Below are 11355 nucleotides of genomic sequence, written 5' to 3' on the forward strand. Positions count from 1 at the left end.
TTATGGATACTGTTAGCTATGCACAGGAGATAGTGAATGAGCTGCAGCGTTCGGTCGGACAGCTTGAGACAGCGGAGGCCGAGCAGCTGGCAGCGCTGCTGCTGCGCTCCGGCAAGGTCTTCGTCGCCGGTGCCGGCCGCTCTGGTCTTATGGGCCGGGCCTTCGCGATGCGGCTGATGCACACCGGTAAGGAAGCCTACGTGGTCGGTGAAACGGTAACACCGGGGATCGGGCCGGGAGATGTGCTGGTGCTGGGCTCCGGTTCCGGCGAGACGGCCAGCCTCTTGACCATGGCCGGCAAAGCTAAGGCAGCGGGAGCCGCCGTTGTGGCTGTAACGATTTCCCCGGAGTCATCCATTGGCCGGCTGGCTGATCAAACCGTCAAGCTGCCGGGTGCACCCAAGGAACAGACGGACGGAGGTCATATCACCATCCAGCCGATGGCTTCACTGTTTGAACAGACCCTGCTGCTCTTTTACGATGCCGTGATTCTGCGGATGATGGAAGAGACCGGCCAGACCTCCACCCGGATGTTCGGCAACCACGCCAATCTGGAATGAAAATAACACCGCCTGTCCAAAGAATCCGGATAGGCGGTGTTTGATTGTGTACAGCTGGCAGATTCTTGATCTATCTTACGGCCTGCCCCTCTAGCGCTTAAGCAAATCCTCGCGGATAGGTGTGAAGGCATCGAGCAGCGCTGATTCTGCCTCCAAGGCTGTTACGCCATGTTTGGCATTTGCCGGTATGGCAATACTTTGGCCTGCGCTAACAATGTGCTCCATGCCGTCAATACGGAACACAAAGCTTCCACGCAGACAGTAGCTCATCTGCTCGTGGGGATGGCTGTGCTCATAGCCCTCGGCCCCTTTTTCGAAATGAACCTCCATCATCATCAGACTTGCTGCCGCATTCAAAATACAGCGTTTGACTCCAGGCTCTGCCGGTTCCCATACTCCAAGATTGCTCATGTTCTAATCTTCCTCCATCTATTTAATGTGTGTATTACCCGGATTTGCCGCTTATCGAGGCATGGCGATGTGAATCCTGCCTGCCTCAAGTCTCAGTCCCATTGGCTCAGGCTGTCCTGGCTCTGCTGTCTCAGGCTCTCCAAGCAGTCTGAGTGGTCCAAGGTCCGGGACCGTAATATGACGGCTCTGCCCGGTACCGTTGATGGCGGCGATAAACCACGCGCCGTCCGACCGGGTGATCTTGTACAAGCGCACACCTTCGGCTGCCTCTCCATAATCGAGATGCTCCAGCTGCAAGGAGGGGCTGTCTTCTATCCGGGGATGCAGCAGAATTACATAGTCGCTGTTACCGCCGTACACGCGGAAATGCTGCTGTGCTGCGAGCGGATAATTCCCGCCTAAGGCCCCTTCGCGCATGGTGATGACCGGGCGTACAGGCTCGGCAATATGTGCGCTCATCCGCATGCTGCTGAGGCATGCTGCATCAATGCATTGCTCTGTTATTTCCGCCCTTGTACTAAGTGTATGCAGATTCCATACGCTGTCTGCCGCCCCCTCGATTCGGTCCCAGACCAGATACACATCAAAGCCTGCCTTAATGAATACAAAATTACGCTCATACTCCCTGGCATTAGCATCTGGAATGCGGCTTCTTACATAATCCAGTTCCTCCGAAAACCGGACCTCCTTGCAGTTGCTTCGCAGCGGGCCGTTGGCGAATCTTCCGGATTTATCATCAAATTGGACAACATTATGGGCTGCGCCGGATACATACCAGTGCCGGTCTCCGTTATAATAGCCCCCTGTTCCGGAATCGAGTGTTACCGAAACCCCGTTCGCCCAGATGGAGAAATGCCCCTCATCGTGATGAGCATGGTAAGTCAGCGGCGAAGCCTCGTAGATCGCATAATGCTGCAGATTCTGCTCCCCGCTGCGGAAGATGACATAGCCGATATCGGGATAATGTACGGAGCCGAGAGCGGGCTGCTGCTCCGGGAGGTTCGGCTGTGGATACAGTAGAGCGACCAGAGGCAGGGGATATGCTCCGTTATCCTCCACGGGTGCACCGCCGCGCTTCCAGGTCCAGATCATTTCCCCGGCAAGCTGCGGGTCTTCCTCCGTATAGAATGGAGCCGCATAGCCGAGTAGGCGAAACCACTTCTCCTGTACATTGGCATCACCAACAGCCGGTGTAAGCAGAACCGGGGGGCCGGAAACGCCGCCCTGAAGGGTATCTGCCGCAGTCACCGTGCCCATAAGGAAGCGGTACATGCCCTTTACCTTGTCATGCTTGAAATAATCAACGCCCTTCAAGCACTTCAGCAGGACGAAAAAGAGAAAATAGCGGTGCAGCACGGCCCCGTGGTAGCGGATGTTCTCCGGCCAAGCGCCGTCTGGGTCCACCACTTCCGCGAGCTGCCAGTCGATGACAGAGAGGGCATGATCAAGATAGGCTCCGCTCTGTTCCTCCTGCGGGAAGAGGAGGGCATACACGCCCAGACCGGTCGCCCGGTCCGCATTCCAGTTGCTGCGTTTGCGCCCTTCTCGTCCGGGAAGGTCTCCAGATCGAACCGGTAGTAGCCGGTATCCATCATCATTGCGGCAATGTAGCGGAAGTGGGCGAGAAGCTGAGACTTCTCCTCGGGAAGGAGAACACTGCTGCCAGCTATCTGATCATAGATGACCGAGGCAGCAGCAAGCCCTCTCCCGATAAGCACCGCACCGTAGGTATCATCGTCATGCCAGCCGTCTCTGCGGAAAATATCCATGCCTACCTGCATGTCTGCCAGCATGTACAGCAGCTTTTGCTTGGCTTGTTCCGCAAATCTGCTTTCGCCTGAGATCATATACATATTGGCGTCTGCACCCGTTGACTCAAGCTGGTACACCCAATTGGTCAGCGTGGGCTGGTTAAAAGTGGGGGAGAGCAGTTCCGGTCCCAGCGGCTGCTTCGCAGCATTCAGGAAACGGACCTCGGCGCGGATTCCTCCGCTCAGAGGCGACTCCAGGCTGAGTGCTGTTTGCATGCTGTAATGATCCCCTTCGCGTACAGGGATGAGCTCCTCATAACGCAGGACTGTCATTTCAGATTCCGCCGTATTGCTTATCCGGATACACTGCACATCCTCATCCGGAACACTTCCCGCCGGAGTCACGCCCGAAGGCTGAAGACCACTCCGGCCCCCTGGCATTTGCTCCAGATAAACATTACTGCCGCTACCCGGCTCCTGGCACCATCCCGACAGAGCATACTGCAAGCCGCCATTCGCCAGTGCAATGGGCAAACCAAGCTGGGAATGAGTCAGTCGCAGGCCGCCGATGCGGGCCCCGGCACCGCCGCCGTGTGCTGAATTCATCGGTAGTTCAGACCTCCTTGTAAAGTTGTCATGATTCGCTGGCGTCCCTTTCTTTTATTAGTATAGCCGTGCTTTCACTAAGGGCGGGATGGATAAACAAAGGGAAGAAAGGGGGACAAAGCAACTGAAAAAGTGAAATTCTCCCCCAAGGGCAGTCGCTTTCTCCCTAACCGTTATGAACGGAGCGAATTATCATTAAGGACAGATGCATAGACCAATGACAGGAGGAACAATAAATGAATGAATCGAAACGTCAAATTAACGCCTGGACCTCCGTTGCTCCCAGCCTGATTTTGACGCTGATTTTTGGAGTGTATCCCATCTTTTGGGCTCTAAAGTACATGTTCTATGATTACCAGGGCTTTGGCGAACCGCTGTTCATCGGACTGGATAATTTCGAGCGCCTGTTCCGGGACAAGGAATTCTGGCAGTCGGTGGTCAACACCTTCATCTATGCTGGCGGCAAGCTGCTGATTACTTTGCCGTTGTCCTTTGTACTGGCCGTTGTCCTCAACCGTGCACTGAAGGGGCGGCAGCTGCTCCGGGATTATTTCTTCTCCCAAGGACGTCTCGAAGGAATGAAAAAAGTCGATGTCTTCAACAAATTTATTTTTGCCGGCGATGATCTGGACAAGGAGCTCCAGGATTTGAATACCCGCTACAATGCAGCACTGGAAAAAGCCAAAGCTGCGGGCGACACCGATATTGCAGCACAGCCGGATTTCAGCGCGGTCAGTCTGCAGGGATCATTAGCTGACAAGTAAAATAGAAGGAACGCACACAAACCGCCTGCTTACAAGCCGGCGGTCTGTGTGCGTATATGGAGCGGGATTTGACTTCCCCGCGGTCATGTGCGTCTCCCGGGTGTTCTGTAGTATGATTAAGAAGGAAGGGAGCTGCTTCAATTGGCAACGGAGATTAAGGACCGCATTAACCTGAAGGAAATCAACTGCGAGAAGGAGCTTACGCTTGCTGTCATTGGCGGGAAGTGGAAGCTGATTATTCTGTGGCATCTGGGCCTGGAAGGGACCAAACGCTTCAGCGAGCTGAAGAAGCTGATTCCCCATATTACACAGAAAATGCTGACCAACCAGCTCCGTGAGCTGGAAGAGGATCAGCTTGTATTCAGACAAATGTATGCCGAGGTTCCGCCGAGAGTGGAATATTCATTGACGGAGTACGGGCAAAGCCTGCTTCCTGTGTTGCATATGATGTATGACTGGGGCAAAAACTACGGAGAGAATGTAATCTGGAAGGACATCCCTCCAGGCGAGAGATAGCAATGGAATAGAAATTTCTATGCTCATATCGATAGTATCTGCAAGGAAAGTACGTTACATAAATGTGCGTGCTTTCTTTTTGTGCCCAACTAGATTACACTAAGTATGAAGCTTACTAAAAGATATTAGATATTCGGTATTCGGTATATAAACTATATTGGAGGGATTACAGAAGATGTTAAAAACAGATTACAGTCCGTTGCTTGAATCATTCCAGTTCGCAAGCGGGATTTCGTTGAAAAACCGCGTAGTAATGGCACCTATGACCAACTTCTCCTCGAATGAGGATGGGACGGTATCCGGACCGGAGCTTGATTATTACATCCGCCGCTCCAAAGGAGCAGGAATGGTGATTACCGCCTGTGTATACGTATCGCGTGGAGGCAAGGGATTCGCAGGTGAGTTCGGTGCTGACCGTGATGAGCTGATTCCCAGCCTGCGTCAGCTGGCTGAAGCCATAAAGGGTGAGGGCGCAAAGGCGGTTCTGCAGATTTTCCACGGCGGACGCCAATGCCCGCCGGCGCAGCTGCCTGACGGACAGCCCGTCAGCGCAAGCAATGTGCCGTCAGAGCTTCCCGGCGGCGGACATGGACCTGTTCCCCGTGCGCTGACCGATGAAGAAATCGAAGGGATCATCGCCGACTTTGGTGCGGCTACCCGCCGTGCGATTGAAGCCGGATTTGACGGTGTGGAGATTCATGGAGCAAATGGTTATCTGCTGCAGCAGTTCTTCTCTCCGCATTCCAACACGCGTGAAGACCGTTGGGGTGGAGATGTGCAGAAACGCCTGGCCTTCCCGCTGGCCGTTCTGCGCGCAGTAAAAAGTGCAGTGAAAGAACATGCATCATCGCCGTTTCTTGTCGGCTACCGTTTTTCTCCTGAGGAACCGGAGACGCCTGGAATTACAATGGCCGAATCCTTCGTACTGATCGATGCGCTGAAGGAAGAAGGGCTGGATTATCTCCATGCCTCGCTGCAGGAACTCTGGTCGCTGCCGCGGCGCGGAACCGAAGACAGCCGCCCGCGGATTGAACAGATCGTTGACCGCGCGGGCAGCGGACTGCCGGTGATTGGCGTCGGTTCGCTCTACAGCGCAGATGATGCGCTGAAGGGCCTGACCAGCGGAATCCGTCTGGTGGCGCTGGGCCGTCCGCTGCTGATTGAACCGGACTGGGTGCAGAAGGTTGCTGAAGGCCGTGCCGATGAGATCCGTACGGAGCTGGACACTACTGCACAGAGCACACTTGTCATCCCCGATCCGCTGTGGGGTGCTCTGACCCATACTCCTGGCTGGATTCCAGTGAAGTCTTAAGAAGACCGCCAGCTGAATGAAATATGCTGCTCATAACCTCTCGCTGCTGCTTCATCAGGGCAGTGAGAGGTTATTTGCGTAGATTCCAAGGGATGTGTGATACAATCATATTTATTGGCGATATACATAATTTGGGCAAAGGGGATCACACCTAATGAATGTACAGCGGAGCAGCGGAGCATCTACTTCAAATGAATACCCGGAATCCCTTCAAAGCACGCTTGAACTGATCAGCGGGAAGTGGAAGGGGATTCTTCTCTATCATCTAATCAGCGGAACTAAGCGATTCAACGAAATCCGCAGGCTCTGCCCGGACATCACCCAGCGGATGCTGACTCTTCAGCTCAGAGACATGGAGCGTGCAGGACTTGTTCATCGAAAGGTGTATCCGCAGGCCCCGCGGAAGGTGGAATACTCCTTGACGGACTGTGGCCGAGGCCTGGAGACAGCCCTTCTGAATATCAAAAGCTGGGGTGAAACTTACCGCCAGGAACTCTTCAGGGAGCATCCCGGGCTGCCTGAATTGCCAGCCTCTGCTTCTCCGGCTGCAGAACCGCAGGCAGAGCCTAAACAAATATCCCCGGCTAGGAGCTAATGCTCCTGCCGGGGATATTGTTACATATAAGGGGGTGTGTACCCACTGCACCTAAGCCGTTAGGCCTTCTGCTCAGTCAGCTTGGCGATCTCGACAATGACCTGCACGGCCTTTAGCATTACATCCACGGAGGCATACTCGAATTTTCCATGGAAATTCTCGCCACCAGTGAAAATATTCGGTGTCGGCAGCCCCATATACGACAGCTGCGAACCGTCGGTGCCACCGCGGATCGGGCGGATCACTGGAGTAATACCAAGGTTCTCCATGGCTTCCTGGGCGATATCGACAATATGCCGCACTGGCTCGATTTTTTCACGCATATTATAATATTGATCCTTCATTTCCAGAACTACATTCTCTGCTCCGTAGGTAGACTGGAATTCCTCAACAATCGCTGCGATATACGCCTTGCGGTTCTCGAAGGCCTCTCGGTCAAAGTCACGGATGATATACTGCAGCTTGCTGTGCTCCGCTGTACCCGACATGGAGATCAAATGGTAAAAGCCCTCATAGCCCTCAGTGAATTCCGGCGCTTCGCCGGATGGCAGTCGGAGGTGGAACGCCATGGCGATTTTGGACGAATGAATCATCTTGCCTTTGGCAGTTCCGGGATGCACGTTTACACCGTGGAAGCTGATTTTGACACCGGCAGCATTGAAGCTTTCGTATTCCAATTCCCCGAGCGGTCCACCGTCCACCGTATAGGCATGGGAAGCCCCGAAGCGCGCAACATCGAATTTATGCGGCCCGCGTCCAATTTCCTCATCAGGGGTAAAAGCCACTCTGATCTTGCCATGCTTGATTTCCGGATGCTCCAGCAGGTAGGCCATGGCGGTCATAATCTCAGCGATTCCCGCTTTATTGTCTGCCCCCAGCAGGGTGGTGCCATCGGTTGTGATCAGCGTGTGGCCTTTGTATTCAGGCAGCTCCGGGAAGCTCTGCGTGGAGAGCACAACGCCCAATGCTTCATTCAGGACAATATCCTTGCCATCGTAGTTCTCGATAATCTGCGGCTTCACACCCGCTCCGGTGAAATCAGTCGCAGTATCCAGATGTGCCAGGAAACCGATTGTGGGAACTTGCTTTTGGGTGTTGGCAGGCAGGGTAGCCATGACATAGGCATGCTCGTCCACTGTAACCTCCACAAGTCCCAGCTCCTGAAGCTCTGCTACCAGCTTGTGGGCCAGGTCCATCTGCCCCGGTGTGGAAGGACAGGCTTCATTGTCATCATTCGATTGGGTATCCATTTGGGCATACGAAACAAACCGTTCGATCAGCTTTTCTTTCATTAACAGGTCATCTCCTCTATCTCATCGTATATCTATAGTATCACTTTCCATACAATGTCTCATCCCTTGTCGCCAGATGGGGAAACCGGCTCTTTGCGGAGCAGAGTGGCTGAGAGCAGATAGCGGTCTGGTGCCGGGCCGATATAGGTAAACGGATAGCAGGTAATCAGAGTAAGCACTGCTTCGCTGTTCTGCTGCTTGATTACACCTCTTGCGTCACCGTCTACAATCGTACTGCCGGTAATGCTGTAAATGAATTTTCCGCCCACAGTTTCAACCTCGATTAGATCACCCTTCTTCAAAGTGCCTAGCCCCCGGAACACCGTGTCACGATGGCCGGCCACCACACTGTTGCCCAATGTACCGGGCGGGGCGCTCCCTATATCATGCCCAGCCCCTTTTTTAAGCTGTGGCCGCTGCGTGCCTTCCAGAATGGCAATCCGTTTATCCAGTTTGGGCAGATAGATCTCTCCGATAATTTCGCCCTTCTTGTAGATGGGTTTTGAGGTGCTTTTTGTTTCCGATGGACTGATCATGCCGTCAGGCAGGGGTGTTTCATCATTGGACTGGGATATAATGGGAGCTTCCTCCCTCTTTTTCTCCCATTCCTGCAGTGCCTGGCGAGCCTCGGCGGGGGCCCGGAAGATTTGGAAGGCCGAATAGAGCATGATACACAAAGAGAGTACGAAGATCAGCTTCACGGCAATGGCCAGCCCCGAATGCTTCTTCATACTCTCGCCTCCAGCCTGTGTTGAAATGGGTTTACTTCTTCGAGCTTAGTCTACGTAAGATAATTATGCTCACAATTGCTACCGCCAAGCTGATCAGAATCAGGTTATACCAGGGTTCTGCAGTGTCCGGCAGCTTCTCGCCGCCGTCTGGTCCCCCGAGCGGAAGCTCATCATCCCCTAGTGTCACTCCAGGATCCGGTGATGATGTTGCTTCATTGCCGGTTCCTGTATTGCCGGTTCCCGGTGAAGCCGATGGTGGACTTCCGCTGCTGCTGTTATTGCCGCCCAGTGGAACCGGCGGGTCGGTGACCGTAGCTTCATTTGAACCCGGTGAAGCTGTTGCTGCAGGTGAAGCAGCAGGTGTAACAATTGTTCCCGGCACCGAGCTGGCGGTTGGCGCAGCGGTCGGGCCGTCTGTCGGATTCGGAGTAGCAGAAGCCGAAGGTATGGTACTAGGCGCAGCCGACGGATTCGGAGTAGCAGAAGCCGAAGGTGTGGCACTAGGCGTAGCCGAAGGATTCGGCTCACCGGAAGCGGAGAATATGAAGGCTACACTGGTTGTTTTCGCCTGATATTCATTACCAGCCTCATATGGAAAAGTTACATCCATTTGAATGGCCTCTTGGGCTCCACCAGACAGTGTTCCTACTGCCACCCGCCCCTCCGCCTCGCTCATTACCCCGGAATAGAGGATGACTCCCTCTTTTTGCAGGGTCATTTGCAGGATATTGTACAATTCCTTGTCCCCGGACATAAATTTGAAGTCTACATAGTAATTGAATGGCTCATTACCTTCATTAATCACGGTATAGTCAGAGGAGGTGACATCCCCCGGCTGCATATTGTTCATCTTCGCCATACTGGTTGTGTGTGAATTCACTGTAAGCTTTATCGTGTCCTCTGCACTTGCGCCCCCGGCATGCCAGACAACCCCGGCCAGAACGATCAGAATATAGACGCCAATAATTGCCCTGTGGTATTTTCTCTTCACTTGCCCGCTCCTTTCTTTCTGGAAGCTCAGCCTTGCTACCCGCAGACATTCGGCATAAACTCCGCTTTATTCTCACTATTTGCATATACCTTGTCGAAAAGAGTGGTTTTTTGAAGAACCACTACATGTATAAAGCGATAAAGGGAAGTGTCTAGGTTGTTAAGGAATTATGTATGTTCGTTATAACGAATAATATCAGTATAATCAAAATTTCAGATAAGTAAAAACGGGAATTAGGATGTATATTGGTCTTATAGGATCAAAAGTTAGGATAAATAGATGAATATTTAAAGATAGCTTCCGATTTCTGTTTATTTCTCTGGATTAAAGAATATTTGTGTTTTTTATAAAGAACGATTGTGGTAGTCCATTCAACATCAGCGGGTGTGTTGTTTCCAATACGTCAAAAAAGAGAAAGCAACAATACGCTGCCTTCTCTTTTTGATTCTGAATATGATTTATCTAAACCCGCTTCAGATAGTTTAGCTTTCCTTCACCAGTTCGGCAACAAGCTCATAGGAATGCAAGCGTGCAGAGTGGTCATAAATCTGCGAGGCCACGATGAATTCATCGGCCTGGGTTTCTTCTACGATTTGCAGCAGTCTTTCCTTAATCGAGGTTTGATCTCCTGCGATGGAGTAGAGCTGCTTGCTGAGCAGCATAGCCTTTTCCTGAGGAGACCACAGTCCCTCCATGCTGTCTACTGGAGGCTGGAGCTTGCCGGTCCGGCCGCGGATAATATTGAGAAATTGCTGCTGCTGCGAAGTCGCAAGCCAACGAGCCTGCTCTGTGGTTGCGGCCGCCGTAATTCCAAGCCCCACCATGACATGCGGCTTATCCAGCGTCTCTGACGGCTTGAAGCTGGTGCGGTACAGATGAAGGGCCGGCAGCAGATAATCGGGTGCGAAGTGGCTGGCAAAAGCAAATGGCAGACCAAGCTGGCCTGCGAGCTGGGCACTGAAGCCGCTGGAGCCTAGCAGCCAGATCGGCACATTCAGGCCTTCACCTGGAACTGCGCGGACACCAAGCGGCCGTGAGCCGGCTCCGTCCGGATTAAAGTAGGCTCTGAGCTCACTGAGCTGCTCAGGGAATTCACTGCCGTCACTGCCAAGGCTGCGGCGCATGGCCCGGGCAGCAGCCTGATCGGAACCGGGAGCTCTGCCCAGTCCCAGGTCGATCCGGCCGGGATACAGCGATTCAAGTGTTCCGAATTGCTCGGCAATCATGAGCGGCGCATGGTTACTGAGCATAATGCCTCCCGAACCTACCCGAATGCTCTTGGTGCCTGCGGCAACATGGCCGATGACAAGGGAGGTAGCAGAGCTGGCAATTCCAGGCATGTTATGATGCTCTGCGAGCCAATAGCGGTGATACCCCCAACCTTCGGCATGACGGGCCAGATCAAGCGTGTTATGAAAAGAATCCGCCGCCGTTCCACCCTCCACAATAGGAGCCAGATCCAGCACGGAAAACGGAATGTCCTGCAGTTTTTTCACGAATATCCCTCCCAAATGGATGCTTCTATTAATAACCAGTATTTGCAGCATGGAAATGATCTACCCGGCAATTATAACATGAAAATAAATTATTTACACACTTTAAGTAAGCTAGTGTCCGGAAGTTTGCTGCGAATCCCTCTTTTTCCAAGGGTGGCCATGAGACGAAATGAATTCTGCATTGCCTAAACGCCAACAATGAAAGCGCTTAAAAAAACTGTTGTCAATTATGGAAACCCCTGCTATAATCGCTTTGAAAAGCTTTTCTAAGTAAAAACGGCTTCGCCGTCCTTTTAAGGATGGTATCCGTTTCAGCGAGAAATATAAGGA

Annotated in this window: 13 protein-coding genes; 5 read left to right on the plus strand and 8 right to left on the minus strand. The window is 52.8% G+C overall.

Annotation, left to right across the window (positions count from 1 at the left end; translation table 11 throughout):
- Window positions 1-2 precede the first annotated feature (2 nt).
- On the plus strand, window positions 3-560 hold the full coding sequence (gene hxlB, locus A3842_RS01185; RefSeq protein WP_074088425.1) for a 6-phospho-3-hexuloisomerase: 558 nt from the start codon (window positions 3-5) through the stop codon (window positions 558-560).
- A 90-nt stretch (window positions 561-650) separates the two neighbouring features.
- Here the strand turns inward: hxlB and A3842_RS01190 are convergent, their stop codons facing one another.
- From A3842_RS01190 to A3842_RS33110, 3 genes are read right to left on the minus strand one after another with little or no spacing between them, the layout of a single operon-like run.
- On the minus strand, window positions 651-971 hold the full coding sequence (locus tag A3842_RS01190; protein ID WP_074100149.1) for a cupin domain-containing protein: 321 nt from the start codon (window positions 969-971) through the stop codon (window positions 651-653).
- A 51-nt stretch (window positions 972-1022) separates the two neighbouring features.
- The gene (locus tag A3842_RS01195) at window positions 1023-2243 is read right to left on the minus strand and encodes a heparinase II/III domain-containing protein (RefSeq protein ID WP_305953360.1); all 1221 of its coding nucleotides are present in this window, start codon (window positions 2241-2243) and stop codon (window positions 1023-1025) included.
- A gap of 47 nt (window positions 2244-2290) precedes the next feature.
- Complete coding sequence (locus A3842_RS33110; RefSeq protein WP_074100151.1) at window positions 2291-3328, minus strand: hypothetical protein; 1038 nt, start codon at window positions 3326-3328, stop codon at window positions 2291-2293.
- A gap of 236 nt (window positions 3329-3564) precedes the next feature.
- Between A3842_RS33110 and A3842_RS33680 the strand changes: the two genes are divergently transcribed.
- The 4 genes from A3842_RS33680 to A3842_RS01220 all read left to right on the plus strand — a co-directional run bounded on the left by A3842_RS33680 (window position 3565) and on the right by A3842_RS01220 (window position 6515).
- Window positions 3565-4092 carry a carbohydrate ABC transporter permease gene (locus tag A3842_RS33680; RefSeq protein WP_178382272.1) on the plus strand — a complete coding sequence of 176 codons (528 nt, stop codon included), beginning with the start codon at window positions 3565-3567 and terminating at the stop codon, window positions 4090-4092.
- A gap of 141 nt (window positions 4093-4233) precedes the next feature.
- Window positions 4234-4608, plus strand: coding sequence for a winged helix-turn-helix transcriptional regulator (locus tag A3842_RS01210; protein WP_074100152.1), 375 nt, complete (start codon window positions 4234-4236; stop codon window positions 4606-4608).
- Window positions 4609-4783: 175 nt separating this feature from the next.
- A complete protein-coding gene (locus A3842_RS01215) occupies window positions 4784-5920 on the plus strand; it encodes an NADH-dependent flavin oxidoreductase (protein ID WP_074100153.1) in 1137 nt (378 codons plus the stop codon).
- A 154-nt stretch (window positions 5921-6074) separates the two neighbouring features.
- Window positions 6075-6515: a winged helix-turn-helix transcriptional regulator gene (locus tag A3842_RS01220; RefSeq protein WP_074088432.1), complete on the plus strand. Its 441-nt coding sequence runs from the start codon at window positions 6075-6077 to the stop codon at window positions 6513-6515.
- Between the two features lie 59 nt (window positions 6516-6574).
- Here A3842_RS01220 and pepT read toward each other — a convergent pair whose 3' ends face one another.
- From pepT to A3842_RS32830, 5 genes are all read right to left on the minus strand, one after another.
- Window positions 6575-7807 carry a peptidase T gene (pepT, locus tag A3842_RS01225; RefSeq protein ID WP_074100154.1) on the minus strand — a complete coding sequence of 411 codons (1233 nt, stop codon included), beginning with the start codon at window positions 7805-7807 and terminating at the stop codon, window positions 6575-6577.
- A gap of 59 nt (window positions 7808-7866) precedes the next feature.
- Window positions 7867-8538 (minus strand): sortase, encoded by a 672-nt coding sequence (locus tag A3842_RS01230; protein WP_074100155.1) that lies wholly within the window; start codon window positions 8536-8538, stop codon window positions 7867-7869.
- 31 nt (window positions 8539-8569) lie between these two features.
- Window positions 8570-9529, minus strand: coding sequence for a hypothetical protein (locus tag A3842_RS01235; protein WP_074100156.1), 960 nt, complete (start codon window positions 9527-9529; stop codon window positions 8570-8572).
- Between the two features lie 482 nt (window positions 9530-10011).
- Window positions 10012-11025 (minus strand): LLM class flavin-dependent oxidoreductase, encoded by a 1014-nt coding sequence (locus tag A3842_RS01240; protein WP_256701403.1) that lies wholly within the window; start codon window positions 11023-11025, stop codon window positions 10012-10014.
- A 111-nt stretch (window positions 11026-11136) separates the two neighbouring features.
- Window positions 11137-11355 (minus strand): hypothetical protein (locus A3842_RS32830; RefSeq protein WP_218618641.1); only part of this gene is annotated, 219 nt, incomplete at its 5' end.

The sequence above is a fragment of the Paenibacillus sp. P3E genome (genome assembly GCF_001909045.1).
In the GTDB taxonomy this organism is placed as follows: domain Bacteria; phylum Bacillota; class Bacilli; order Paenibacillales; family Paenibacillaceae; genus Paenibacillus_AQ; species Paenibacillus_AQ helianthi.